The sequence below is a fragment of the Myxococcota bacterium genome, from assembly GCA_041389495.1.
In the GTDB taxonomy this organism is placed as follows: Bacteria; Myxococcota_A; UBA9160; order UBA9160; family UBA4427; genus JAWKRT01.
The window spans coordinates 62695-88720 of sequence record JAWKRT010000002.1 but is presented as its reverse complement, the minus strand read 5'-3'; the positions used below and the strand labels follow the sequence as shown (position 1 = coordinate 88720).

Genomic DNA, 26026 nt, shown 5'->3' with positions numbered 1-26026 from the left:
GACGACGCCAAGCCCTCGCGGCTCGAGCGCGCGAAGGCCGACCTCGCGGACCTCCTCTCCTACCTCGAGAACGACCACGTCGGCCTGATCGCGTTCGCCGGGCGCGCGAGCGTGATCTCGCCGATGACGCCGGACAAGAGCTTCCTGCGGCTCGTGCTCGACGAGGTCGGCCCGCAGAGCGCGGGCCGCGGCGGCACGAAGCTCGCCGCCCCGATCCGCGCCGCGATCGCGGGCATGGGCGAGGCCGGCCCCGCGCAGCGCGCGCTCATCCTCATCACCGACGGCGAGGACCACGACTCGTTCGCGCTCGACGCGGCGAAGGACGCCGCCGCGGCGGGCATCAAGATCATCGCGATCGGCTTCGGCGACGAGGCGGGCAGCGAGATCTCGATCACCGATCCGAAGACCGGCGCGCGCACGCTCCTGCGCGACGCCGAGGGCCGCCCGGTCGTGAGCCGCCTCGACGGCGAGCTGCTGCGCGCGATCGCGCTCGCGACCGACGGCGCCTACGTCCCGGCCGGAACGGGCGTGCTCGACCTCGCGTCGATCTACGACCGGCACATCGCGGGCCTCACGCGCGGCCAGCTCGACGAGCGCGGGAGGACGATCCGCGACGAGCTGTATCCGTGGTGCGTGCTCGCCGCGCTCGCCGCGCTCGTCGCGAGCGCGGCCGTCGCCGCGGGCGGCGCCGGCGCCGCCGGTGCGCGGCGCGGCGCGGCGCGACGACGCGCGGGCCGGCCTGCTCGCCGCTGCACTCCTGCCCGCGGCCGCCGTCGCACCGGCCGCGCGCGCCCAGGCGGCGACGCCCTCCTCCAGCGACGCGCTCCTCCCTTCGGCCGACGCGAAGGACGCGAACGACGCGAGCGACGCGAGCGCGGCGGACGAGGGCGGCGGATCCGAGGCCGATGCCGGCCGCGCGCCATCCGCCGGCGCGACGCCCGCCGACGCACCGACGCCGCGCGAGCGCTACAACCGCGCGGTCGCGCTCCTCGCCGACGGCGACTTCGCGGCGGCCGAGCCGCTCCTGCGCGAGGCGCGGCGCGACGCGACCGACGACCTCGAGCTGCGCTTCGCCGCGACGTACGACCTCGGCATCGCCGCCGCGGCGCGCGCCGAAGCCGTCGAGCCCAGCGCTCCGGCGCAGGCGCTCGACGCCCTGCACGAGGCGGCCGACTGGTTCCGCGAGGCGAGCGCCCAGCGCCCCGACGACGAAGACGCGCGCCACAACCTCGAAGTCGCCCTGCGCAAGGCGCTCATCCTCGCCGACTGGATCGAGAAGCAGTCCGATCGCGGACTCGAGTCCGAGCTCGACGCGCTCCTCGCCGCGCAGCGCGAACGCACCGAGGCGGCGGCGCAGCTGCTCGAAGCCGCCGCGCAGGAGACGCGCGGCGACGCGAGCGCCCCCTCCGACGCGCTCCGACAGGCCGCGCGCGACGCCGCCACCGCGCAGCGCACGCTGCTCGCCGACGCGAGCGCACTCGGCGAGCGCATCGCGCGCGAGCGCGACGCGATCGCCGCGCGCACCGACGACGAGCGCACGCCCGACGACGCCGTGCGCAGCGCGCAGCTCGACGCCGTCCTGCGCCCGCTCGATGCGAGCGTCGAGCGCATGGGACAGGCGCGCCAGCAGCTGCGGCTCGCTCGTCCCGAGCGCGCCTATCGCCGCAGCGCGGCCGCGCTCGCCGAGCTCTCTCGCGCGCGCGACGTGCTGCGCGGCCCGGTCGAGCAGCTCGACGTGCTGCGCGGCGAGGTCGCCTCGCTCGCGCAGCAGACGGCCGCACTCGGGGCGAAGGAGTCGGGGGCGAGGCTCCCCGGAAGCGACGAGCCCGTCGAGCTGCCCGCGTTCCTCACGCGCGAGTCCGTCGCCGAACGCGCGGCGAGCGCGTCGGAGCGCATGCGCGAGCTCGCCTCGCGGTTCGCGATCGCGCGCGAGCGCGCCGACGCGGAGCGGGAGCGCGGCGCGTCGGGCGACGACGACGGCGACGCGCCGAACGGAGCCGCTTCCCCGAGCGCATCGCCCGAAGCGGACGCCGAGGCGGAAGCGCTCGCCACGATGGCCGCCGCGGCGCCCGACGTCGACGAAGCCGCGCGCGCGCTCGAAGCGACGCCCGCGCTCGTCGAGGCCGGACGCCATGCCGAGGCGCTCGACGCGACGGCGCGCGCCGCGGCCGCGATCGGCGCGGCGCGCGAGCGCTTCTTCCGGCTGCGCGAGCTCGTCGAAGCCGCGTACGCGGACGAGCGGCGCATCGCGTCCGCGGCGCGCGCCGACGACGCCGAGCTCGCGCGCGCGCGCGACGAGCTCGCCGACACTCTCCGCGACCTCCAGGCGCACAACGTCGAGCGCGCCGCGCGCATCGCGGCCGAGGTCGAGCGCGAGGATGCCGCGCTCGACGCAGCGGCCGAGCGCGCGGCGGCGCAGGCCGCGGCACCCGACGACGACGCGCACGGCGGGGGCGCGGGCCCGGGCGACGCGGCTGCCGATGCGCCGAGCCCCGAGCAGATCGACGCCGAGCGCGCGCGGCTCGCCGCGGCGCGCGAGCTCGCCGCGCAGGCGCGCGCCGCGATGGACCTCGCCGCGCAGGCGCTCGCGGCGTCGCCCCCGACGTGGCCGGCCGCGGGCGAGCACGCGACGCGCGCGGCCGACGACCTCTCGCGCCTTCGCGCGCTCTTCTTCTCGATCGCCGAGCACGTGCGCGAGGCGCTGCGCGCACAGCAGGCGCTCGCCGACCGCACGCTCGACGCGGTCGCCCTCGCCGCCGACGACGGCGCGCGCGCGCGGCGAGCGCGGCGACGGCCGGCGCCGACGATGCGACGAGCGCGGCGACGGCCGACGCCGACGATGCGGCGGGCGCGGCGACGGCCGACGCCGAAGCCCTCCCGGCGCCGCCGCGCGAGGCGAGGCGGCGCCCGGCGGCGCGCCGCGCAGCGATGCGACGCGCGAGCGGGCGGGCGCGCTCGCCGCCGCGCAGACCGCGCTCGCCGAACGCGCGGGCGAGATCGGCGACGCACTCGCGTCGCAGGCGGAGCAGGCGCGCGAGCGCGCGGCCGCCGGCGAGCCCGCGACGCCGGCCTCGCCTCCGGCGCCGGGTACGGACTCCGAGGCCGAGCCCGACCCCGCGGCGCTCGACGAGCCGACGCGTCTGCGGCTCGCGGGCGAGCGCGTCGTCGCCGCGCAGCTCGCGATGCGCGAGTCGGCCGCCGTGCTCGGGGACGATGCGCAGCCGCTCGCTCCCGCGCGCGCACCGCAGGCGGCGGCGATGGACGCGCTCGAGCGCGCGCTCGCCCTGCTCGCGCCGCCGCCGCCTCCTCCCGGCGCGCAGCAGCAGCAACAGCCGGACCGCCAGCCCGAGCGCGGGGAAGGCGCCGGTCCAGACGAGCCCCAGCCGAGCGCTCCGCAGCCCGGCGGCGGCGACGAGAACGACCGGGCGCGCGAGAATCGCGAGCCGGCGGGACGCGATCCCGCACAGCTCCTGCAGGGCGTGCGCGACCGCGAGGCGCAGCGCCGCCGCGATCGCGCGCGCGGCCCGACCCGGGACGCGCCGGTGGACAAGGACTGGTGATCCGAGACGACCCGCACGCAACCCGATCGCGATCCCCGTTCGCAGCGCGCGCGCGCGGAGCGCGGCGCCGTGCGCGCGCCGTCGCGCTCGGCGCGATGCGCGCCGTCGCGCTCGTCGGCGTGCTCGCGGCCGTGGTCGCGCCCGCGAGCGAGGCCGCCGCACAGCAGGTGCAGGTGCAGGTCGCGCGCGGGCCGCACTACCTCGGTGAGCCGATCGAGATCGACGTCGTCGCCGAAGGCTTCGACGAGGAGCCCGAGCCCTCGATCGCCGCGCCGGCCGTCGCCGGGGGAACGCTCGAGCTGCTCGGCGTCTCGCCGAACGTGTCGCGCTCCTTCTCGATCGTGAACGGACGCATGACGAGCTCGCACAGCGTCACGTTCGTCTACCAGTTCCGCTTCCTGCCGACGACGGCGGGCGCGGCGCACGTCGGCGCCTTCGTCGTCGAGCAGGGCGCGGAGAAGCGCGCGACCGCGGCCCTCGAGCTCGACGTGCGCAGCGTGCCGACGAGCGATGCGCTCGCGCTCGAGGTCGCGCTGCCGGAGGGCCCGGTGGTCGTGGGCCAGAAGGTTCCGATCGCACTCGAGCTGTGGATCGACCGCGAGCTGCAGCGCGACCTCGTCTCCTACGCCATCGACGTCCCGCTCTTCGCCCGGCCCGAGCTGCGCTTCCTCGACGATCCGCCCGCCGACGCGAACACCGAGCTCCAGGTCCAGACGGCGACGGGGACGCTGCTGATCCCCGCGCGATCGCGCGAGGCGACGCGCGACGGCCGGCGCTTCCTCGTGGTGCGCGCGCCGCGCACGATGATCGCGCTCGCTCCGGGCGCGGTCGCGGCGCCGCCCGCGACGGTCGTCGTCGACCAGGGCACGCAGTTCCGGCGCGACCTCTTCCGTCAGCGCCGCGCGACCGCGTCGCGCAAGATCATGGCGAGCAGCGCGCCCGCATCGGTCACCGCGCGCGAGGTGCCCGCGGAGGGCCGGCCCGCGACGTTCGCCGGCGCGATCGGGCGCGGCTTCGCGCTCGAGGTGAGCGCCGACCGCAGCGTCGTCCAGGTGGGCGAACCGATCGCGCTCTCGTTCACGCTCCGCGGCGACGGCGACCTGTCGACCGCCGGCCTCCCGCCGCTCGACGCGCCGGGCCTGCTCGACGCCGCCGACTTCCGCGTTCCCGACGACGCGCCGACGGGCGTCGTCGACGAAGCCGGCAAGCACTTCGAGGTGATGGTGCGCGTGCTCGACGGCGCGGTGCGCGAGATCCCGTCGCTCGAGTACACGTGGTTCGACCCGGAGAGCGGGCGCTTCGAGACGACGCGCTCGCGGCCGATCGCGCTCTCGGTGACCGAGGCCGAGATCGTGGGTGCCGACGCCGTCGAGCGGCGCGACGACGACGCGCGCGCGGCGGGTGCGGACGAGGCCGGCGCGCGAGACGAGGATGCGCGCACGTCCGACGAGCCCCGCGACGCCCGAGCGACCGGCGCCGCCGGTGCGGCATGGCCGGTGGCCGGCGCGAACCTCGCCGTCGAACGCGACGTCGCTCGACTCGCGCGCGACGAGCGCCCGGGCGGCCGCAGCTCGCTGCCGGCGCTCGCGTCGCTGTACGCGCTCGGCGCCGGGCTCGTCGGCGTCGCCTGGATCGACCGGCGCCGGCGCGGCGTCGCGCCCGAAGTGCTCGAGCGGCGGCGCGCGAGCGCGCACGCCGAGCGCGACGTCGCGCGGGCGCTCGACCTGCCCGAGCGCGAAGCGGCCGAGCGGATCGCGCGCGCGCTGCGCGCGATGCTCGCGCAGACGCCGAGCGCGGCGACGCCCGAGCTCGACGCGCTGCTCGGCGAGCTCGATGCGCGAAGCTATGCGCCGCCCACGACCGCGCGCGACCCGCTTCCCGAGGCGCTCCGCGAGCGCGCGCGCGCCTGCGCGGCCGCGCTCGCCGAGGCCGCGCGATGACGCCGCGAGCCCGCCCGCTGCGCGAGGGCGCGCGGCTCGCGACGCGGGTCGTCCTCGCCGCCGTCGCCGCCGCGGCGTTCGCGTCGGCACCGGTGCGCGCGCAGGACGCCACGACGGCCGACGCCGCTCCGCCGCGCACGGAAGCGATCGAGCGCGCCTCGGGAGACCGCGCCGGCGCGGCGACGTCGCAGGAGGGCGCGGTGGGGGATCGCGACGGTGCGGTCGCGCCGCGCGAGACCGCGATCGCGGGCGCGCTCGACGACTACGCGCGCGCGCTCGAGGAGCGCGAGCGCGGCGCCCGGATCGCCGGCTTCGCGCGCGCCGAGCGGGGCTTCGCCCGCGCGGCCGCGGAGGGCGCGCACAACCCCTCCCTCTACACGAACCTCGGCAACGCCGCCCTCCAGGCCGGACACCTCGGACCCGCGGTGCTCGCCTATCGACGCGCGCTCGCGCTCGACCGCGCCTTCCCCGACGCCCTGCAGAACCTCGACCACGCGCGCGCGCAGCTTCCCGCATGGGTTCCGCGGCCCGCGCCGGCCGGCCTGCTCGACACGCTCGCCTTCCACCGCCGCATCTCGCCGAGCGCGCGCGCCCTCGCGGGCGCCGGCGCCTTCGCAATCGCCGGTGCGATGCTCGCGCTCGGACTGCGCACGGGACACGCGGCGTTCCGCGCGGGCGCGGCCGTCGCCGCCACGGCGTGGCTCCTCCTGACCGGGTCGCTCGCGCTCGACGCGCGCCGCGGCGACGCGCGCCCGGCCGTCGTCACGCTCGACGAGACGCTCGCGCGCGCGGCGGACTCCTCGCTCGCGCCGCGCGCGCTCCCCGAGCCGCTCCCGGCCGGCACGGAGGTGACGCTGCTCGAGGACCGGAGCCCGTGGGTGCGCGTGCGCCTCGCGAACGGACGCGAGGTGTGGGTCGCCGCCTCGGGCGTCACGCCGGTCGAGCCGCTCTGACGCGGACGGCGCGCCGCCCGCGCCGCGCCTAACGAAGACGTTCGGGTGTCTGCCCGCGCACGACGTCGCGCGCGATGTAGAGGAGCTGCGTGCGCGACAGGATGCGGGGCGGAAGCGTCGCGCGCAGATAGTTGAACCATCCCGAGACCACGGACGGCTGGCGCCCGAGCGCGTCGAGGGCCGTCGCGACGACGCGGTCGGCCGGCTCGCCCTCGTGCGGGAGCTCGCCCGCGATGTCGTGGAACTCGCTCACCGTCGAGCCCGGCTCGAGCGAGAGCACGTCGATGCCCGTCCCGCGCGTTTCGACGTACAGCGCCTCGGCGAGCAGGTTGTCGAAGCTCTTGCTCGCGCTGTACGCAGCGTGGAGCGGGAGCGGCTGGCGCCCGGCGACCGAGCCCGTGAAGACGACCGCGCCGCGCCCGCGCTCGCGCATGCCCGGCAGGAGCCGACACGCGAGCTCGGCGGGCGCGGTGCAGTTCGTCTGCACGAGCGCGCGGATGCGCGACGCGTCCTGCGCGTCGAAGCGACCCGCATAGCCGACGCCCGCGTTGTTCACGAGCACCGCGACGGGAAGCGACTCGACCTCGCGCGCGAGGCGCTCGGCGCCGTCGGGCGTCGCGAGATCCGCGGCGACGACGCGCGTCTCGACGCCGAAGCGGGCCTCGATCTCCGTCGCGAGCTCGCGCAGCCGATCCTCGCGGCGCGCCGAGAGCGCGACGTTCATCCCGTCGCGAGCGAGCGCGCGCGCGAACTCGGCGCCGATCCCGGCCGAGGCCCCCGTGACGAGCGCCCAGTCGCCGTAGCGGTCGCGCAGGCTCGGGCGCGGCGTCTGGAAGGCGGTCGAGGTCCAGAACGCGACCGCGAGCAGGACGAAGGGAACCGCGCCGAACGTCCCGAGGAAGAGCGGCAGCAGCACGCCCTCGAGCTCGCGGAAGTTCCACACGAACATGCCGAACGCGATCTGCGCGCTGTAGAGCGCGGCGAGCGTTCCCGCCCAGGGCCGCATGCGGCGGAGTCCGTAGGCGAGCGCGCCGTACACGAACCAGTGCGGGATCTCGAGCACCTTCGCCGCGTGGCCGCGGAAGAGGAGCCCGAACCAGACCTCCTCGTCGCACGCCACCGGCTTGAGGAAGAGATCCCAGGGCACGTACACGAACGCCATGTACGCGCAGAAGACGAGAGCGACGTTCATCCAGCGCGGGCGATCGCGGAAGACGTCGTCGAGCCAATCGCGCAGGGCGTCGGGCATGGCCGGTCCTCCCGCCGACGGCGCCGCGGAGCGCGACGCACGGCGAGGGAGGCTACCGGAACGGCGCGACGGCCTACAGAGGCGCGGCGTTCGAGACGCTGCGCGCGCGTGCGCTCCGCGCGACGCGCGGTGTCGGGAGCCAGATGCGGAAGAGCGCGCCGCAGCCGGGCGCGCTCTCGACCTCGATCGCACCCTGCGCCTCCTCGACGATCGCGGCGACCGTGACGAGCCCGATGCCGCTCCCGCCCGCACCCGCGCGCGTCGTGAACCACGGCTCGAACAGGCGCTCGCGCGTGGTCGCATCCATGCCGGCTCCCGTGTCGGCGACCTCGAGCACGACGTAGTCGCCGGGCGCGAGGGCGAGGCGGCGCGCGGTGCGCGCATCGAGCGCGCATGCGCGCGTCGAGATCGCGAGACGCCCGCCGTCGGGCATCGCATGGCGCGCGTTCGAGACGAGGTTGACGAGGAGCTGGTCGAAGGCCGGCGGTGCGAGCGCGATGCGCGCGCCGCCGTCGTGCGTGTCGACCGCCACCGCGACGCGCTCCCCGGCCACGCTCGCGAGCAGCCGCTCGAGCGACGCGAGCGCCTCGGCGGGGCGCGTAGAGGCGCGGCTCGCGCCCGCGGCTCCGACCGGCCGGCGCGCGAAGCGCACGAGCTGATCGACGATCGCGGCGGCGTGCTCGGCCGCCACCCGCACCTCGGCGACGTCGGCGCGCGCGTCGTCCGCGACCTGCTTCTCGAGGAGGTCGCAGTAGCAGCGGATCGCCGTCAGGACGTTGTTGACGTCGTGCGCGACGCCGGCGGTCGCGCGGCCGAGCGCGGCCATCCGCTCGGCGTCGCGCGCGCGCAGCTCGTCGCGCTCGCGGCGGAGCGCCGACTGGAAGAGCCGCGCGGCGATCGCGAGCAGCGACGCGTCCTCGTCCTCGAAGCCGGTTCCGACGGAGTGGGAGACGAGCTCGAGCGCGCCGACGAGGCGGCCGCACTCGAGCAGCGGGACGAGCGCCCAGGCGACGATGCGCTGCTCGCACAGGAAGGCGCGCTCTGCGGCGGCGTTCTCGGGGAGCCCGCCGCCGACGCGGACGCGGACGAGAGCACCGCTCGCGAGCTGCGCGCGGGCCCAGTCGAGGGAATCGAGGGGGAGGCGCGGGGCGCGGCGCGCTCGGCGCGGCGCGCCGTCGGACCAGGCCGCGAAGCGCTCCGCACTCGCGCCGGCGCCGCACGTCCACAGCGCGACCGCATCCGCGTGCGTCGCGCGACCGAGTACGGCGAGTGCCCGGCCGATCGCCGGCGCGACCCGCGCGCCGGGCGCGTCGCCGAGCTCGGTCGAGATCCGTTCGAGTGCACCGTGGAGCACGACTCCCCCCCGTTTCGCGGCACCTGCGCGGCGCGCTCCGCGGACTCCACCGGACGGCGGTGCGGAGGACGCTGCAGACCGCCTCCTTTCGACTCGGGAGGGAGATCGCTTTAGGAATACTGGAGCGTTCGCATGGGGTCGAAGCCGGAAGCGATGCGCAACGCAGACGGCCGCTGCTCGGGTGGAGCAGCGGCCGTCGTTCGCCGTCGGTCGCGCGATCGGGCGCGCGCCGCGCGCTACGGCTCGACGAGACCCGCGCGGATCGCGAACCGCACGAGACCCGAGACCTTGTGGATGTCGAGCTTCTCCATGAGGTTCGAGCGGTGCGAGTCGACCGTCTTGAGCGAGACGCCGAGCACGCCGGCGATCTCCTTGCTCGAGAGCCCCTCGGCGATCAGCTGGAGCACCTCGCGCTCGCGATCCGTCAGCATCGAGACGCCGGAGGGCGCGGACGAATCGGGATTCGCGATCGCGTCGACGACCTGCTGCGTGATCGAGGGAGAGAGATAGGACTGCCCCGTGTTCACGGCATCGATCGCCTGGAGCAGGTCCGAGGTCGCCGAGCTCTTCACGACGTAGCCGGCGGCGCCCGCGCGGAGCACCTCCTCCACGTACGAGCGGCTCTCGTGCATCGACAGCACGAGCACCTTGGCCTCCGACCCGCGCTTCCCGATGCGCCGCGTCGCGTCGATGCCCGACAGGCGCGGCATCCAGATGTCCATCAGCACGACGTCCGGCTGCTTCTCGAGCACCATGTTGACGGCTTCCTCGCCGTCGGACGCCTCGCCCACCACCTCGAGGTCGCCCCGCGACTCGAGCAGCTTCACCAGCCCCTCGCGAACGATCTTGTGGTCGTCCGCGACGACGATCGTCGTCATTCCTCTCCACCCCCCGTTTGGCTCGCGCCGTGCGACCGGCGCGCGCGTTCGATCCCCATCGCCCCCAGCCTTACGGGTACCCCTCGTTCGATCCATTGGGGCATTCCCGTAGAGGTCGAGGTATTACACCGAGGCTGCAATTCGCCATCGGTTATCGGCAGACGACCCGCCTAGCTTCAGCGCCGGCGCACGAATTCCACTTCGGACGCAATCCGTGGCGCCGAACGCGCGCGGCACGGGGCCATTGCACGGCCCGATCGGCGTCGATCGGCGCCGTGCGGGGTTCCCGTCCGGGCGCGTGAGAAGCCCCGAGCAGCGCTCGGGCGCGCATGTCTCAGTGGAAATCCGGATGCCGCGCGGCCGCAGCGACCGCGCGCGCACCTGCGCGACCCGTCAGGCCATGCCCCCGTTCACGCCGACGACCTGGCCGGTGACGTACGAGGCGCCCTCCGAGAACAGGAACGCGACGACCGCCGCGACCTCCTCGGGGCGGCCGAGCCGCTGCATGGGGATGCCGGCGAGGAGCGCGTCGACCGGCGCGCCCTCGATCATGTCGGTCTCGATCAGCCCCGGCGCGACGCTGTTCACCGTGATCGCGCGCTTCGCGAGCTCGAATGCGAGCGAGCGGGTGGCCGCGATGATGCCCGCCTTCGCGGCCGCGTAGTTCGTCTGGCCGCGGTTGCCGACGACGCCCGACACGGACGAGAGCGTCACGATGCGGCCGCCCGCCCGCGCGCGCACCATCGGCATCACGACGGGATGCAGCACGTTGTAGAAGCCGTCGAGGTTCGTGCGGAGCACGGCGTCCCACTGCGCGGGCTTCATCGCCGGGAAGGCGGCGTCCGCCGTGATGCCGGCGTTGCAGACGACGCCCCAGTACGGTCCGTGCGCCGCGATGTCGGACTCGAGCGCGGCCGCACAGCCGTCGCGATCGGCGACGTCGAGCGCGAGCGCGCGCGCGCGGCCGCCGCCCGCCGCGATCTGCGCGCACACCTCGTCGGCCGCGTCGGCGCGCGCGCGGTAGGCGACCGCGACGTCGAAGCCCGCACCGCCGAGGGCGAGCGCGATGGCGCGACCGATGCCGCGGCTCCCGCCCGTGACGAGCGCGCGCCGCGGCGCGTCTCCGCTGGCCGATGCCGGGCCGCTCCGCTCGCTGCTCATCCGCCGCTCCCCCGCGCTTCGCGCGGCGCCGCCGGGTGCCCGGCGCGCTCGCTCCGCCCGCCCCGCGCAGGCGCCGTGGGCGCCGCGTCCGCGAACGCGCGCCACGCGCCGCGCGCGAGCAGCAGCGGCGCGCGCGGCAGCATGCCGAACACGAGCTGCGAGTGCGCGCGCGCGATGCGCAGCGTATCCGCGACGGGCTCGAAGTGGGAGAGCCCACCCGGGCGGTAGACGACGCGCGTCGCGACGTTCACGACCGGCACGCCGCGCCAGACGAGCCGGACGGCGACCTCCGGGTCGAAGTCCATCCGGTCGCCGAGCGGGTGTCGGTCGAGCAGCTCGAGCGTCGGCGCGAGCGGGAAGCAGCGGAAGCCGCAGAGCGGGTCGCGGATCGCGAACGACAGCGTCTCGAGCCACACGAACACCTGCGACACCTTGCGCCCGTAGAGGCGGCTCTTCGGCGCGCTCGCGTCGAAGAGCGGCCGGCCGAGCACGAGCGCATCGGGGTGCGCGTTCGCGGCGTCGAGCATGCGCGGGACGTCGCCCGCGTCGTGCTGTCCGTCGGCGTCGAGCTGCAGCGCGTGCGTGAACCCGAGCCGACCCGCGAGCGCATAGCCATCGCGCAGCGCGGCGCCGCGACCGCCGTTGCGCGCGCGTCGGTGGAGGCGCACCCAGGGAAGCGCGGCCGCGAGCGCATCGAGCCGTTCGCGCGTCGCTTCGCCACTCCCGTCGTCGACGACGAGGCAGTCGAGCCCGTAGCGCGCGAGCCCCTCGAGCACGTCGCCGATCTCCGCGCCGTGGTCGTAGATCGGGATCAGCAGGCAGGGGCGGATGCGCGGCCAGCGATGCGTCGGAGCGTCGGCCGCGGGACCGAGGTAGACGCGGCCGCTCGCGAGCTCGCGCGCGCCGTCTGCGCCCGCGGCACCGTCCGCGCCCGCGGCGCCGAGCCCGCCCGCGCTCTCGGGCGCCGGCTCCTCGACGATCCGGAACGCGACGCGCCAAGGCGCATCGCCCGCGGCGCGCGGCGCCGCCCCGTTCGCACGCCTGCGCTCGACGCGCAGCCGCACGCGCGCCGGCGGCTCGATCGGGCTCGCGAGCTTGAGCGCCTCGACCCGCTCGACCGCGAGCACCTCGCCTCCGGTCGCGCCGCCGCCGAGCAGGTCGGCCGCGGCGTCCGCCGCCCACGCGAGCGCGGCGACGCCCGGGACGAGCGGCGCACCGGGAAAGTGCCCGTCGACGACGGCGACCCGCGCGTCGAGCGCGAGCGTGCGCTCGAGCCAGTCGACGCCTGCGTCCTCACCCCGCCGCTCGTCCTCGACCCGCGGCGCGGCGTCGCCACCCCGAGCCGCGGCGCTGTCCGCCGCGCGCGCCGCGACGGCGGGCGCGAGCGCGAGCACGGACTCGACGTCCTCGGGTCGCTGCTCGAAGAGCGCGCGCAGCGCCGCGGCCGGCGTCTTGCCCTGCGCGTCCTCCGGCAGCGCGCGCACGTAGCGGAAGACGCGCGGCACGAGCACGCGGTCGAAGTCGCGCGCGAGGTGGTCGGCGAGCTCGCGGCCGAGCGCCGCGCGCCCGCCCGCCGCGATGCGCCGCTCGCCCTCCGCGCTCGGAACGATCACCGCACCGACGCGCTCCTGCCCCGCCTGCTCGACGCCCGCGAGCGCCGCGCGCGCGACCGCCGGATGCGCGCGCAGCCGCTCCTCCATCTCGGGGAGGGCGAGCCGCTTGGCGCCGATCTTCAGCACGCGATCGGCGCGGCCGAGCACGTGGAAGCGGCCGTCGGCGTCGATGCGCGCGCGGTCGCCCATCCGGAAGCCCGTGGGCCCGCCCTCGCTCACCGCGGGCGAGCGCACGCACAGCTGCTCGGTCGCCGCGTCGACGGCGAGCTCGACGCCGGGAAACGGCGTCCACGCGACGCCGCCTGCGGCGGCCGCGGCGCGCGCGCGCTGGCGGCGATGGCCGACCCCGCCCGTCTCGGTCGAGCCGAACACCTCGATCGGCGCATCGCCGAGTGCGGCCTCGAACGCGCGCGCCGTCTCGGCGCCGAGCGGGCCGCCCGACGAGAACACGATGCAGTCGACGGCCGCGAAGCGCTCGGCGCGCAGCGCGCTCTCGAGCCGCGCGAGGTGCGCGGGCACGCTCGCGAGCACGCTCTTCGGCTCCGCGGCGAGTCGCGGCAGCACCTCTTCCGCGTGCAGGAGCCGCTCGCGCGAGAACGCCCGACCCGCCGCGAGCGGCCAGAGCACGCGAAAGAGGAGCCCGTAGAGGTGCTGGTGCGACGCCGTCGCGTACACGCGCGCGCCCGCGACCGCGGCGCCGAAGGCCCGCTCGAGCGCGGCGACCTCGTCGTCGAGATGGCGAAGCCGCTTCGTCGCCGCCTTGCCTTCCCCCGTCGTTCCCGAGGTGGTGAGCTCGAGCGCGGGCGCCTCGCGGTCGAGCGGCGCGAGGCGCGAGAGCTCCGCGCCGGCGGCCGCGCGCCGCGCGGACGGCGCAGGCGACGCCGGCAGCGCGACGTGCGCGACGCCGTCGCCGGCGAGCTCGTTCGCTCCCATCGTCGCGGCGACGCGCGCGCGCAGGCGCTCGCGCGCCCCGGGCTGCGCGTTCGGCGGCACGACGACGACGCAGCCGCGATGCCAGGCGCCGAACAGGCCCGTCGCGAACGCGTACGGGTCGTCCTCGAAGAGCGCGACGCGCGCGCCGGGCGCGACGCCCGCGGCCTCGAGCGCGTGCGCCGCGAGGCCGACGTCGCGCGCGAAGTCGCCGAACGTCGCGTCGCCGCCCGGCGTTCCCGCGCGCGCGAACGCGACCGGAGCGCTCGCCTCGCGGCCACTGCACGCGAGGTCGGCGAGGCTCGTGAAGCGCAGGCTCATGCGTCGCCGCGTTCGCGCGACGCGAGGCACTCGTCGATGCGCGCCACGATGTCGCCCACGCACTCGACGCGCTCGAAGACGTCGTCGGCGAACGCGATGTCGAGGACGTCCTCGAGGCGATGGGCGAGGTCGACGGCGTCGATGCTGTCGAAGTCGAGGTCGTCGGCGAGGCGCGCCGCCGGCACCACGAGATCGCGCGCGATGCCGAAGTCGCTCTCGAGCACGGTGCGCACGACCTCGAGCGCGCGCGTGCCGTCGGGTGCGCGATCGGGCGCGCGCGTCACGACGCGCTCTCCCCGAGCGCGCGCTGCAGCTCCTTCGCGAACAGCTCGTCGAGCGCGCGCGTCAGCATGCGCGCCGCGAGCGGCGTCGGGAGGTCGGCGCGCGCGTAGTCGGCGATCGGCACCGGGTCGAGCACGCGCAGCCGAAGCTCGAACGCGCGCGGCGGGATGCGCCACCAGCGCTGGCGCTTGCCGAGCACGGGCGGCGTGCAGGTGACGAGCACCGGCAGCACGTCGCGCCGCGCCTCGAGCGCGACGTGCGCGGCGCCGCGCCGGAACGGGTGCTTGCCGCCGGCCGGCGAGCGCGTGCCTTCCGGGAACAGCACCAGCGTCTCGCCGCCGCGGAGCGCCGCGACCGAGCGCGCGACGACGTCGCGCCCGCCCGTGTTCGGGATCATCTGCGACGCATCGAGCGCGATGCGCAGCGTCGGATTCCACCAGTCTTCCTTCTTCGTGACGCAGAGCGCCGAGGTCGTGCACGCCAGCACGGCCACCGCGTCGAGGGCCGTCGGATGGTTCGCGACGACGAGCGCGTTCGGCGCCCGCAGGCGCTCGGCGCCCTCGACGCGGTAGGTCATCACGCCGGCCGCCTCGATCGCGCGGAAGTAGAGCCGGTAGAAGGCGCAGAAGCGCGTCCGCAGCCAGATCGCCGCGAGCGCGCGGTTGCGGCGGAAGCGGAGCAGCGCGTACGGCGCGAGCGTGAGCCCGACGGCGAACGCGACCAGGTAGAACGCGGGAAGCCCGACGCCCGTCGCCGCGAAGCGCCACGCCCGCGACGCCGCGCGCGCGAGCGCGGAGCCCGGCCCACTGCGCGACGGCGCATCGGCGCGCTCGCGCGCGACGCCGTGCGCGGCCCCTCCCGATCGTCCCGTCCCGTTCGCCTTCACGTCGCGGATCCCAACCCCGGCGCGCCGCCCGCGGCGGCGTCGCGCATCCTACAGGAGCGGCTTCGGCCCCAGGAACGACGCGAGTGCGCGCGGCGGGCGCGACGCGGGCGCCCGCCCCTCGTCGTGGAGCGCCGCCGCGCGCGCGAAGACGCGCTGGAAGATCTCCTCGGTCAGCGCCAGCACGCGCGCCTCGTCGCGCGGCTGACCCACCTCGCCCATGAACCACAGGCAGTCGCGCCCGTTGTTCCACTCGCCCGCGTTGCGCGCGTGATAGGCGCCGCGGCGACGCACCTCCGCCTCGACCTTCGCGAACAGCGCCGCGAAGTTGTCGAGCGCGCGCAGCACGAAGGGCTGCTGCGCGAGCTGGCCGCGGAGCCACGCCTCGTCGAGGTGCAGATCGCGCATGTACGCGTCGACCCAGAGGTTGTAGTAGGCGCCGACGTCGTTGTCCCACTTGAGCTTGCACAGCTCGTAGGAGCCGAGCAGCCCGTACTGCCCGCGGTACAGGCGCAGCGCGGCCTCCTGTCGCATGCGCATGAACGCGTCGTACAGGTCGGCGCGCGCGCCGACGGCGTCGAGCGATTCGCCCGCGCGGTCGCGCTCGACGAGGTCGCAGAGCATGTCGTTCTCGAGCGCGATGAAGTCGGCGCCCGGGCTGTAGAACGGGTCGGTGAAGCAGGCGGACTCGCCCGTGCACCCCCAGCGGTCGCGCGAGAAGAAGCGCTTCGTGCGATACGCGAGCCGCGCGTACGCGCCCGTGTCGACGGCCTTCGCGTCCGCGAGCAGCTCGGCGAGCGCGCGCTGCTCGCGCAGCATGCCGAGGAGCCCCTCCGGCGTGCGCCACTCGGGCCGCCAGCGCGCGGCCTCGCACACGATGCCCACGCTCGTGACGCCGCCGCGCAGCGGGATGAGCCACACCCATGCACCCTCGCGCAGGAAGTGGAGCGTCGAGAGACGCCGCGTCGTGTGACGCACGCGCTCGCGGAAGGCGCCGTCGCCGAGCGCGTCGACGTCGGCCACGCCCTCGAAGCGACCCCACGCCGAGGCGTTCGCGAGCCCGGGCTCCGGCTCGTGGAGCCCGCGCAGCTTCGCGACGACGCGCGTGCGCCCGCTCGCGTCGAGCAGCCAGCGCGCCTCGAAGCGTTCCGCGCCGTCGCGCCCCGTCGCGGTGAAGCGGTGCGGCTCGCCCCCCTCTCCGAGCGCGACGTCGTGCACGCGCACGCCCGTGCGCACGCGCACGCCCGCGCGCGCGTTCATGGCGCGCAGGTCGGCGTCGAGCGTCGCGCGATCGATCTGGAAGGCCGGATGGAAGGGGAGCGCCTCGCTCCCGATCTCGCTCATCGCGGCGAGCGGCTGGTCGAGCGACGGCGAGTCGAAGAAGAAGCGCAGCCCGTTCTTCGGGTACTGGCGATCGTAGAGGTAGGACGAGAGCCCGAGCTTGCGCACGAAGTAGTTCGACGAGAGCTCGACCATCGACTCGCCGAGCTTGTGCGGCGCCTCGTCGGTGCGCTCGAAGACGCCGACGTGGAGGTCGGGCATGCGCAGCGCGAGCTGGCGCGCGAGCGTGCCGCCCGCCATCCCGCCTCCGATGATCGCCACGTCGAGTCGCGCCGCTTGCACGTCCGGATCGCCCATCCATCCTGAGGAGCGCGGGGAGTGGGGATCGCGCGGGTCCCGTCCCGAGCCCCGTACCGCGCGCCGCCGGAGCCGGGCTCCCGCCGCCTCGTTCCGTCCGCACGCGCTTCGGGGTAGTGTGAATGCGCCGCGCGCGATGCGCCACGATTCGCGGCGCGGCGGGCCCGGCTCCCGCGCTCGCGGAGACGAAGGGCCGCACGAGGAGGCGTACGACGCGATGCAGGACGGCTGTCGCCTCGAGGCGCTCGGCATCGTCAACGCGCTCGGCCGCGGCTGCGAGACCGTGTGGCGACGCGTCGCGGCCGGCGACGCGAGCGCGCTGCGGCGGCGCGACGACCTGCCGCGCACGCGACCGATGTTCGTCGCCTCGGTCGACGTCGACCTGCCGAAGATCCCGGCCGCCCTCGCCGACTACGACTGCCGCAACAACGCCTTCACGCTGGCGGCGCTCGAGGAGATCGAGACTCCGGTGCGCGACGCGATCGCCGCGTTCGGGAGCGAGCGCATCGCCGTCGTGATGGGGACGAGCACGTCGGGGAGCGCGGAGTGCGAGGAGGCGATCGCGCGCGCGGGGCCCGCGGGCGCGCTGCCGAAGCAGTTCCGCTACCCGCAGCTCGAGCTCGGCGGCACGGCGGGGTTCGTCGCCGAGTGGCTCGGGCTCGGCGGCCCCTCGCTCACGCTGTCGACCGCGTGCTCGTCGAGCGCGCGCGCCTTCGCGACCGCGCGCTCGCTCCTGCGCCTCGGCCTGTGCGACGCCGTCGTCGCCGGCGGCTCCGACTCGCTCTGCGGGCTCACGATGAACGGCTTCGCGTCGCTCCAGGCCATCTCCGACCGGCCGTGCAACCCGATGAGCCGCAACCGCAGCGGCCTCACCCTCGGCGAGGGCGCGGCCGTCTTCCTCGTGACGCGCGCGCGCGGCGGCATCCAGCTCGCGGGCGTGGGCGAGTCGAGCGAGGCGCACCACATGTCGGCGCCCGATCCCGACGGCGCGGGCGCGGCGGCCTCGATGCGCGGCGCGCTCGCCGACGCGGGCCTCACGCCGAGCGCGATCGCCTATCTCAACCTGCACGGCACGGCGACGCAGCTGAACGACGCGATGGAGAGCCGCGCGGTCGCCGACGTGCTCGGCGCCAGCGTGCCGTGCAGCTCGACGAAGTCGCTCGTCGGCCACACGCTCGGCGCCGCGGGCGCGACCGAGCTCGCCTTCTGCTGGCTCGCGCTCGCGCACCGCCGCGGCCGTTCGCTGCCGCTCCCGCCGCACGTCTTCGACGGCGAGCGCGATCCCGCGCTCGCGCCCATCCGGCTCGTCGACGCGCCGCCGCCGGGCGGCGAGGCGCGCGTCGACGCGAGCGCGCCCGCCGCGCTGATGACCAACTCCTTCGGCTTCGGCGGCAACAACTGCACGCTCGTCCTGCGCGAGGACGCGGCCGCGGGGAGCGCCTAGCATGCGCGCGCGCATCGACGGCTTCGCCGCGTGGTCGCCCGGGCTCGAGACGCGCGCGAGCTGGGAGGCGTGGGCGCGCGCGCCGCACCCGCTCGCGCACGAGGGCGCGCCCGAGATCCCGTTCATCCCCGCGGCGGTCCGCCGCCGCTGCACGCGCCTCACGAAGATGATGCTCCGCAGCGCCTTCGAGGCCTGCGGCGAGACGCTGCGCGCCGACGTCCGCACGGTGTTCGCGTCGCGGCACGGCGCGATCCACGTCGCCGTGCAGATCCTCGCGAGCATCACGGGCGGCGAGCCCGTGTCGCCGATGCAGTTCAGCCACTCGGTGCACAACGCGCAGGCCGGGCTCTACTCGATCGCCGCGGGCAACCGCGAGGCGTCGAGCTCGCTCGCGGGCGAAGCCGACACGTGCGCGTGCGCGTGGATCGAGGCGCTCGCCCACATGGAGCGCGCACCGGGCGCCGCCGTGCTCGTCACGATCGCCGACGAGCCGCTGCCGCCGCGCCTGCTGCCGCTCGTCGACGAGCCGGCCAGCGCCTACGCCGTCTCGTTCCTGCTGCGACGCGCCGACGACGCGGACCCCGACGCGATCGGCCTGCGCATCGCACCCGGTGGCGCGGCCGCGGCCCCCGAGCGCAGCGCACCGCTCGCCTGGCCGCAGGCCCTCGAGCTCGCGCGCTGGTGGCTCGCCGGCGCGAGCGAGCCGCTCGCCCTCGGCGCGCGGCGCCGCTACGTCTTCGAACGCGGCGGCGAGCCCGCGCCGCCGTCGCCCCAGTAGTCGTAGAAGTTGAACCACTGGAAGGGATCCTCGAGGCAGAGGCGCTCGAGGTGCGCGGCGAACGCGCGCGCGAGCGTCGCGACCGCGCGCTCGCGCTCGGCGCGCGGCACGGCGCGCCCGTCGTAGAACGGCTCGACGCCGACCTCGTAGGTCGCGTCGCCGACGCGGCGCGCGGTCGCGACGAGCAGCGGACAGCGCAGCAGGAGCGCGATCTCGAACGGCCCGCGCGGCAGGCGCACCGGCGCACCGAGGAAGTCGACGTCGACCGTGCGCTCGGCGTCGGCCGGGCCCGCGCGATCCGCGAGGATCGCGACGACCTCGCCGCGCTCGAGCCGCGCGCGGATCTCGAACGTCGCCTTCGGCGAGCCCGGCGCGACGGCGATCACGTTCATCGCGACGCCGGGCGCGAGCCGGTCCGTGACGGCCTGCATCACGGGCGCGTTCGCCGTGTACATCACGACGCTCACGGGCACGCGGAAGCGGTCGGCGAGCATGCGCAGCATGTCGAAGCTGCCGTAGTGCGAGCCGAGGAAGATCGCGCCGCGCCCGCGCGCCGACGCCTCCTCGAGCGCGCGCAGCGCGTCGGCGCCCGTGTGCGCGAAGTCGAGCTCGTCGAGCGCACCCATCCACAGACAGACGCGATCCATCACGTGCGTCGAGAACTCGTGCGAGTGGCGGAAGGCGTCGCGCCAGCCGGGCGGCCGGCCGAGCGACGGCGTCGCGTCGGGGTGCGCGGCGACGCGGCGCAGGAAGGCGAGCGACGCCTCGCGCGAGCGGCGCCCCGTCGCCAGGAAGTAGGCGGTCGTCGCGAGCAGCACCACCTGGAAGGCGCGCCGGCCGAGCAGCCGGTAGAGCGCGAGGCCGAAGCGCGCGGCCGCGAGCGTGCCGCGCTCCGCGCGCGCGACCCAGGCCGGCGCGGCCGACGCCGCGGCCACCCGGCTAGGCCTCGGCGACGCGCGCGAGCACGCAGCGCGCGAGCGCCTCGCTGCTCGCGAGGTTCTCGGGCGTCAGCACGCTCTCGTCGACCCACACGCCCGTGTGCTCCTCGATCGCGAGCAGGAGCTGCGTCGCCGCGAGCGAGTCGAGGCCCGCGTCGACGAGATCGCTCTGCGCCGTGAAGCCGTCGCTCGCGGCGAGCAGCTCGTCGCGCAGCGTCGCGAAGATGAAGCGCGTCAGCGCGTCGAGGTCGAGGCCGGGTGCGGGCATGCGGGAGCGCGTCCTCCGTTCGCGGCGCGGCGGGCCGCGCGCGCGACGTTAGCCCGGGACCGACGGCGCGAGCCCGCGCGCACCGGGCCGCACGCCCCGCGCCATTCCATTCAGGTGCGCGCGCGCGGCGCCGCGCGCTCGGCCATCAGGTTCCGTCGCGCGCGCGCGACGACGGCGCCGGTCGCGTCGGCGAGCTCCGCGTCGAACGCGACGAGGCCGCTCGTCGCAGCCGCGGCCGGGCGCGCGCGCGCGACGACGCGCTCGCCGGCCGCGAAGAAGGCGCGCTCGAGCGCGAGGAGGCGCGTGCCGAGCAGCAGCACGCGCGCGAAGGGCGCAGCCGGCGGAGCGGACGCCCCGCTCTCGGCCGGGGTCGCATCCGCGCCGCTCTCGGCCGGCGGCGTCGTACCGCGGGCCGCCGCCGCGCGCAGCGCGAGCGCCGCGTGCACGGCCGCGCACTGCGCCATCCACTCGATCGCCGCGACGCCGGGCACGCGCCCGCGCGCGTCGGCGAGCGGCGAGTCTGCGCGCACGATCGCCTCACAGGCCGTGCCGTCGCCGTCGTGGTGTGTGACGCGGTCGAGCCAGGCCATGCGGCCCGCGTGCGGGAGGAGCGCGGAGGGCGGCGGCCATGCGCGCGCGGGAGCCGCGCCGCCGGGGTCGCGGGAGAGGGAGGCGGGAACGCGGTCGCCGGGCACGGGCGCGCGCGGCCGGGGCTCAGGCGGCCCGGCTTCGCTCGACGAACTCCGCGAGCGCGCGCACGCTCGCGAAGATCTGCTGGTTCTGCTCGGCGTCCTCCTCGACGGTGACGCCGTACCGGCTCTCGAGCGCGAGCGCGAGCTCGAGCGCGTCGATCGAGTCGAGGGCGAGCCCTTCGCCGAAGAGCGGGTCGGTCGAGACGATCTCCTCGGGCGTCACGTCCTCGAGCATCAGGGTCTCGACGATCAGCTTCTTGATCTCGGCTTCGAGTGCCGCGAGCTCCACGCTGCCTCCTGGATCGCGCTCGGTCCGGTCGGACGCCGGCCCGTCCCGCCCGGGCGCCTCGGCGCTCGTGCGCCGCGGCGGGGCCGGCCCGCCGGCCCCGGCGGCTCGGGGCCGGAGCGCGGCGCGGCCGGCGACTATACCCCACGGCACCGATCGCGAGGGCGCGCGAGTCGCTCGCGCGGCCGGGGCCGTTATGATTGGGCGCTCGCATGACGAAGCGCGCCCGCCCCACGACGAGCCGTCCTGCCGAGCCCCGGGAAGAGCGCTCGAGCGTCGTGCTCGGCCGCGGCTCGCTGCGGGTCGAAGACGTGCTCGCGGTGGCCGCGGGCCGCGCGCGCGTCGAGCTCGACGCCGACTCGCGCGTGCGTGCGAGGCTCGACGCCTCGCACGCGGCGGTCGAGCGACTCCGGCGCTCGGGCAACCCGCTCTACGGCGTCACGACCGGCGTCGGGGCGTCGGTCGCGAACGCGATTCCCGAGGAGCTCCACGCCGAGCTCCCGCTCAACCTCGTCCGCTTCCACGGCTGCGGGACCGGCCGGCTCCTCGACGACGAGGAGGCCGCGGCCGTCCTCGTCGCGCGCGCGGCGTCGCTCGCACAGGGCTATTCGGGCGTGCGGCCCGTGCTCGTCGAGCGCCTGTGCGAGCTCGCGAGCCGGCGCATCCTGCCGTGCATTCCCGCCGAGGGCTCGGTCGGCGCGAGCGGCGACCTCACGCCGCTCTCCTACGTCGCGTCGCTGCTCGTCGGCGAGCGCGAGGCGCGCGTCGACGGCGCGGTCGTGCCCGCGGCCGCGGCGCTCGCGCGCGCCGGCCTCGCGCCGCTCGCGCTCGAGCCCAAGGAGAGCCTCGCGATCATGAACGGAACGAGCGTGATGACGGGCCTCGCCTGCATCGCGTTCGGCCGCGCGCAGCAGCTCGCGCGCGCGGCGTGCGCCATCACCGCCGTCGCGAGCGACGCGACGCGCGGCAACCCCGCGCACTTCGACGCGCGCATCGGCATCGCGAAGCCGCACCCCGGCCAGCAGCTCGCCGCGCGCTGGATCCGCGAAGACCTCGCGCCCGACCCGGCCGTCGCCTCGACGCGCCCCGCACCCGCGCGCGTGCAGGACCGCTACTCGATCCGCTGCGCGCCGCAGGTCGTCGGCGTGCTGCTCGACGCGCTGCGCTTCGCGCGCGAGCTCGTCGAGACGGAGCTCTGCGGCGCGAACGACAACCCGCTGATCGACCCGGACACGGGCGACGCCCTCCACGGGGGCAACTTCTACGGCGGACACGTGGGCTTCGCGATGGACGCGCTCAAGGCCGCCGTGGCGAGCGTCGCCGACCTCCTCGATCGCCAGCTCGTCCTGCTCTGCACGCCCGAGACGAGCGGCGGGCTGCCCGAGAACCTCGTCGCGCGCACGGGGCCCGACCGCGTCGTCCACCACGGGTTCAAGGCCATGCAGATCACGGCGTCCGCGCTCACGGCCGAGGCGCTCAAGCTGACGGCGCCCGCGAGCGCGTTCAGCCGCAGCACCGAGTCGCACAACCAGGACAAGGTGAGCATGGGGTCGATCGCGGTGCGCGAGTGCCTGCGCATCCTCGAGCTCACCGAGACGGTGGCGGCGATCGCGCTGCTCGCCGTGGTGCAGGCCGTCGACCTGCGCGGCGCCGAGGCCGTCGCCGTGCGCAGCCGCGATCTGCAGCGCGCGCTGCGCAAGGCCGTCGAGCCGAACACCGCCGATCGCCGCCAGGACCGCGACATCGAGACGGTGCTCGCGCTGCTGCGGCGCGGCGAGCTCCCCGTCGGCGACCCCGCGGACAGCGGCGAGCTCGCGGTGCGACGTTAGGCGGACGGCGTGGCAGACCTCCTCTTCGAGAAGCGCGACGGCATCGCGTTCATCACCTTCAACCGGCCGGAGGCGCACAACGCGCTCACCGCCGAGTCGTTCGTGCTGCTGAACGAGGCGTGGGACGAGCTCGCGAGCGACCGCGCACTGCGGGTCGCGATCCTGACGGGCGCGGGCGACCAGGCCTTCTGCTCGGGCGGCGACCTCGGAAAGCTCATCCCGCTCTGGACGGGCGCGCGCGAGCCCGAGACCGACGTCGAGCGCCGCTTCCTCGCGAACCCGTCGTACTCGAAGCAGCTCGTGCTGAAGCTGCGGCCGATCTACAAGCCCATCCTCGCGGCCGTGAACGGCCACGCGCTCGGCGGCGGCATGGAGATCCTGCAGTGCACGGACGTGCGCGTCGCGGCCGAGCACGCGACGTTCGGGCTCCCCGAGCCGCGCCGCGGCATCGTGCCCGCGGCGGGCTCGATGGTGCGCCTCCCGCGCCAGCTCGCCTGGGCGCACGCGATGGAGATGCTGCTCACCGGCGATCGCTTCTCCGCGCACGACGCCCACCGCATGGGCATCGTGAACCGCGTCGTCCCGCGCGAGCGGCTGATGGAGACGACGCTCGAGCTCGCGGAGCGCATCGCTGCGAACGCGCCGCTCTCGCTCGAGGCGATCAAGGAGACCGCGCTCCGCACGGCGACGCTCCCGTGGGACGAGGCGTTCGCCGTCGAGCAGGAGTGCGCGGCGCGCGTGACCCGCTCGCAGGACGCCGTCGAGGGTCCGCGCGCGTTCATGGAGAAGCGAGCCCCGCGCTTCGAAGGTCGATAGGCGCGCGCGATGGCGCGGGGCGCGCGGTCGCGGCCGACGGCACGGCGCGGGCGCGGGCGGCGCGCACGGCGCCGGCGCGGCGGGAGCGAGCGCGGCGACGCGCCGACGGACGCGCGCGGGCGGCGCGCGCCCGGGCGCCGTGCTCTCCCGCGTCGCATCGCTCGCGCGGCCGGCCTCGCCGCGCTCCTCGCGGCCCTCGCGCCGGGCTTCGCGGTCGCGCTGCTGCGCGTCGTGAACCCGCCGACGAGCGCCTTCATCCTGCGCGACGACGTCCGCCCGCGCGCGCCGCGGCGCTGGACGCCGATCGAGCGCATCGCGCCCGCGCTGCAGGTCGCCGTCATCGCTTCCGAGGACCAGAAGTTCCCCGAGCACCGCGGCTTCGACTTCGCGCAGATCGAGCGCGCGCTGCTGCACGAGCGGCGCGGCCGCGGCGCGAGCACGATCACGCAGCAGGTCGCGAAGAACCTGTTCCTGACGTCGGGGCGGAGCCTCGCGCGCAAGGGCCTCGAGGCCTACCTGACGGTCTGGATCGAGGCGCTCTGGCCGAAGCGGCGCATCCTCGAGGTGTACCTGAACGTCGCGGAGTTCGGGCCGGGCGTGTTCGGCGTCGCCGCCGCGAGCCGCCAGCTCTTCGGAACGGAGCCGGCTGCGCTCTCGACGCGCCAGGCCGCGCTGCTCGCCGCCGTGCTCCCGAGCCCGAAGCGACTCTCGGCGGGGCGTCCGTCGCCCTGGGTCGCCGAGCGCGCGAGCGAGATCGAGCGCTCGATGCGGCGGCTCGGCGGCGCGAGCGTGCTCGCGCGTCTCTGACGGGCGCGGCGCGGTCAGGCGGCGCGCCGCGGCGTCGGTCGGTGCGCCCGTTGCCCGACCGGTCCGCGACGCGCCGCCGCGCCCACCCGCGATCGATCCGCTCCTCCTCTCGCTCGTCGCCTTCCTCGATCTCCCGCGCGCGGGTCCGTCCGCCGGACCCGCGCATCACCTCGCGCGGGCGCGCGCCTGCGCGCCGCGCCCGCAGTGCGTCAGGCCGCGCGCCGCCGCGTGCGACCCGACGTGACGGGCACGTGCAGCGGCCCGTCCGCCGTCTGCGCGAGCGGCCCCTGCGCGCGCGCGACCGGCCGCAGGTGCTGCGCTTCGAGCGCCGTCCGCAGATCCTCGAGGCATCCCGTGCACAGGACGTGGCTCACGGTCGTCTGCCGGCCGATCGCACTCCCGAGCACCGATTCGCACCACGCGCACGTCCTGCCCATCGCTCTCACCTCCACCGCTCTTCCATCGAGCGGGTTCGTCGCGAGGCGAGTGCATCCGCGATGCCAACGCGTCGCACTGGGATGCGCGCGGCCCAGCTCGACGCGCGCCGGCTCATGCGTGACCGCGCGCGCGCGGAGCGCACGCGCGCGCTGCCCGCTTCGCGAGCGGCGCTGCCCGCGAAGTCGGCACGCGCGACGGGACGTCGCGCGCGCGCGTGCTAGGGGTCGAGCGGGCCGAGGTCGGGAGGCGGCTCGCCCTCGCGCGGGCCGCCGGGCCCGTAGCCGAGCTCGTGCATGCGCCGCACGTAGGCGAGCGAGCGTCGGCCGCGCTCCGTCGCCTCGGCGGGGAAGAGCGCGGCGAACGCGCGGTCGAGCGGTCCACCGGCGTAGTTGCGGAAGCGCGCCTTGCGCACGGCGAACTCGACGGCCGACAGCGCGGCGACGGCCGCGAAATAGCCGGTCGTCGCGACGGCCCGCCAGTGCTCGGGTGCGCGCACCGCGGCGAACGCGATCGCCACTGCGCTCGCCGCGAAGAACCCGACCCAGAGCGCCGTGACGGCGCGGCAGTAGGGCCGCGTGAACTTCGGCAGGTAGGGCTGCATGGCGCGCGCGCCGCGCTCGATCATCGACGACTCGGTCGCGAGCGTCGCCGCGAAGAGCACCGCGAGATAGGCGTTCACGAGCGCCGGGAAGAGCCGCAGCCAGGCCCGATCGTCGCTGACCGCGGCGAGCGCGAGCAGCGCGAACGCCCCCGCGAACTGCCCGGCGAGCGCGAGCGGGCGCCGCTCGAGCGCGAGCCGCGCCGCGAAGCTCGCCGCTCCGACGCCCAGCATCGCGGTGGCCACGGCGCGCGTGCCGAAGCGGTCGAGGAGCCACTCGGAGAGCGCCGGATAGCCGAAGGCTGCGAGCGCGAGCACGATCGCGGTGAGCGCCTGGCCGGGCGACGGGAGACGGCGCGGGAGCGGCACG

Annotated in this window: 21 protein-coding genes; 7 read left to right on the top strand and 14 right to left on the bottom strand. The window is 76.4% G+C overall.

Annotation, left to right across the window (positions count from 1 at the left end; all coding sequences use genetic code 11):
- The first annotated feature begins 700 nt into the window (after window positions 1-700).
- Both R3E88_11005 and R3E88_11000 read left to right on the top strand, forming a co-directional pair.
- Window positions 701-5500: a BatD family protein gene (locus tag R3E88_11005; GenBank protein ID MEZ4216996.1), complete on the top strand. Its 4800-nt coding sequence runs from the start codon at window positions 701-703 to the stop codon at window positions 5498-5500.
- Window positions 5497-6453 (top strand): hypothetical protein, encoded by a 957-nt coding sequence (locus tag R3E88_11000; GenBank protein ID MEZ4216995.1) that lies wholly within the window; start codon window positions 5497-5499, stop codon window positions 6451-6453. Before R3E88_11005 ends, R3E88_11000 begins: the two co-directional genes overlap by 4 nt.
- 28 nt (window positions 6454-6481) lie before the next feature.
- On the opposite strand, the gene R3E88_10995 is transcribed toward R3E88_11000, so the two are convergent.
- The 8 genes from R3E88_10995 to R3E88_10960 all read right to left on the bottom strand — a co-directional run bounded on the left by R3E88_10995 (window position 6482) and on the right by R3E88_10960 (window position 16762).
- Window positions 6482-7702 carry an SDR family oxidoreductase gene (locus R3E88_10995; protein MEZ4216994.1) on the bottom strand — a complete coding sequence of 407 codons (1221 nt, stop codon included), beginning with the start codon at window positions 7700-7702 and terminating at the stop codon, window positions 6482-6484.
- A gap of 73 nt (window positions 7703-7775) precedes the next feature.
- Window positions 7776-9056 (bottom strand): ATP-binding protein, encoded by a 1281-nt coding sequence (locus R3E88_10990; protein MEZ4216993.1) that lies wholly within the window; start codon window positions 9054-9056, stop codon window positions 7776-7778.
- 236 nt (window positions 9057-9292) lie between these two features.
- Window positions 9293-9934, bottom strand: coding sequence for a response regulator transcription factor (locus tag R3E88_10985; protein ID MEZ4216992.1), 642 nt, complete (start codon window positions 9932-9934; stop codon window positions 9293-9295).
- A 393-nt stretch (window positions 9935-10327) separates the two neighbouring features.
- Window positions 10328-11095 carry a 3-oxoacyl-ACP reductase FabG gene (gene fabG, locus R3E88_10980; GenBank protein MEZ4216991.1) on the bottom strand — a complete coding sequence of 256 codons (768 nt, stop codon included), beginning with the start codon at window positions 11093-11095 and terminating at the stop codon, window positions 10328-10330.
- Window positions 11092-13959, bottom strand: coding sequence for an AMP-binding protein (locus R3E88_10975; GenBank protein MEZ4216990.1), 2868 nt, complete (start codon window positions 13957-13959; stop codon window positions 11092-11094). Before R3E88_10975 ends, fabG begins: the two co-directional genes overlap by 4 nt.
- Window positions 13956-14243 carry a phosphopantetheine-binding protein gene (locus tag R3E88_10970; protein MEZ4216989.1) on the bottom strand — a complete coding sequence of 96 codons (288 nt, stop codon included), beginning with the start codon at window positions 14241-14243 and terminating at the stop codon, window positions 13956-13958. Before R3E88_10970 ends, R3E88_10975 begins: the two co-directional genes overlap by 4 nt.
- Window positions 14240-15127, bottom strand: a complete 888-nt coding sequence (locus R3E88_10965) for a lysophospholipid acyltransferase family protein (protein MEZ4216988.1) — start codon at window positions 15125-15127, stop codon at window positions 14240-14242. Before R3E88_10965 ends, R3E88_10970 begins: the two co-directional genes overlap by 4 nt.
- Before the next feature lie 48 nt (window positions 15128-15175).
- Window positions 15176-16762 carry a tryptophan 7-halogenase gene (locus R3E88_10960; GenBank protein ID MEZ4216987.1) on the bottom strand — a complete coding sequence of 529 codons (1587 nt, stop codon included), beginning with the start codon at window positions 16760-16762 and terminating at the stop codon, window positions 15176-15178.
- 217 nt (window positions 16763-16979) lie between these two features.
- Here R3E88_10960 and R3E88_10955 point away from each other — a divergent pair, with 217 nt between their 5' ends.
- Entirely contained in the window at window positions 16980-18206 is a 1227-nt protein-coding gene (locus R3E88_10955; GenBank protein MEZ4216986.1) for a beta-ketoacyl-[acyl-carrier-protein] synthase family protein, read from the top strand.
- Window position 18207: 1 nt separating this feature from the next.
- Complete coding sequence (locus R3E88_10950; protein ID MEZ4216985.1) at window positions 18208-18984, top strand: beta-ketoacyl synthase chain length factor; 777 nt, start codon at window positions 18208-18210, stop codon at window positions 18982-18984.
- On the opposite strand, the gene R3E88_10945 is transcribed toward R3E88_10950, so the two are convergent.
- From R3E88_10945 to R3E88_10930, 4 genes are all read right to left on the bottom strand, one after another.
- Window positions 18936-19919 carry a hypothetical protein gene (locus R3E88_10945; protein MEZ4216984.1) on the bottom strand — a complete coding sequence of 328 codons (984 nt, stop codon included), beginning with the start codon at window positions 19917-19919 and terminating at the stop codon, window positions 18936-18938. The two genes, R3E88_10950 and R3E88_10945, sit on opposite strands and share 49 nt — an antisense overlap.
- 4 nt (window positions 19920-19923) lie before the next feature.
- Entirely contained in the window at window positions 19924-20190 is a 267-nt protein-coding gene (locus R3E88_10940) for a phosphopantetheine-binding protein (protein MEZ4216983.1), read from the bottom strand.
- 110 nt (window positions 20191-20300) lie between these two features.
- Window positions 20301-20780 carry a hypothetical protein gene (locus R3E88_10935; GenBank protein ID MEZ4216982.1) on the bottom strand — a complete coding sequence of 160 codons (480 nt, stop codon included), beginning with the start codon at window positions 20778-20780 and terminating at the stop codon, window positions 20301-20303.
- 124 nt (window positions 20781-20904) lie between these two features.
- Window positions 20905-21171, bottom strand: a complete 267-nt coding sequence (locus R3E88_10930) for a phosphopantetheine-binding protein (protein ID MEZ4216981.1) — start codon at window positions 21169-21171, stop codon at window positions 20905-20907.
- Between the two features lie 209 nt (window positions 21172-21380).
- Between R3E88_10930 and R3E88_10925 the strand changes: the two genes are divergently transcribed.
- The 3 genes from R3E88_10925 to mtgA all read left to right on the top strand — a co-directional run bounded on the left by R3E88_10925 (window position 21381) and on the right by mtgA (window position 24620).
- Window positions 21381-22997: an aromatic amino acid ammonia-lyase gene (locus tag R3E88_10925; GenBank protein ID MEZ4216980.1), complete on the top strand. Its 1617-nt coding sequence runs from the start codon at window positions 21381-21383 to the stop codon at window positions 22995-22997.
- 9 nt (window positions 22998-23006) lie between these two features.
- Complete coding sequence (locus tag R3E88_10920) at window positions 23007-23813, top strand: enoyl-CoA hydratase-related protein (GenBank protein ID MEZ4216979.1); 807 nt, start codon at window positions 23007-23009, stop codon at window positions 23811-23813.
- Window positions 23814-23969: 156 nt separating this feature from the next.
- Window positions 23970-24620 carry a monofunctional biosynthetic peptidoglycan transglycosylase gene (mtgA, locus tag R3E88_10915; GenBank protein MEZ4216978.1) on the top strand — a complete coding sequence of 217 codons (651 nt, stop codon included), beginning with the start codon at window positions 23970-23972 and terminating at the stop codon, window positions 24618-24620.
- A 209-nt stretch (window positions 24621-24829) separates the two neighbouring features.
- Here mtgA and R3E88_10910 read toward each other — a convergent pair whose 3' ends face one another.
- The gene (locus R3E88_10910) at window positions 24830-25057 is read right to left on the bottom strand and encodes a hypothetical protein (GenBank protein MEZ4216977.1); all 228 of its coding nucleotides are present in this window, start codon (window positions 25055-25057) and stop codon (window positions 24830-24832) included.
- Window positions 25058-25275: 218 nt separating this feature from the next.
- Window positions 25276-26025 carry a hypothetical protein gene (locus R3E88_10905; protein MEZ4216976.1) on the bottom strand — a complete coding sequence of 250 codons (750 nt, stop codon included), beginning with the start codon at window positions 26023-26025 and terminating at the stop codon, window positions 25276-25278.
- Between the last annotated feature and the right edge of the window lies 1 nt (window position 26026).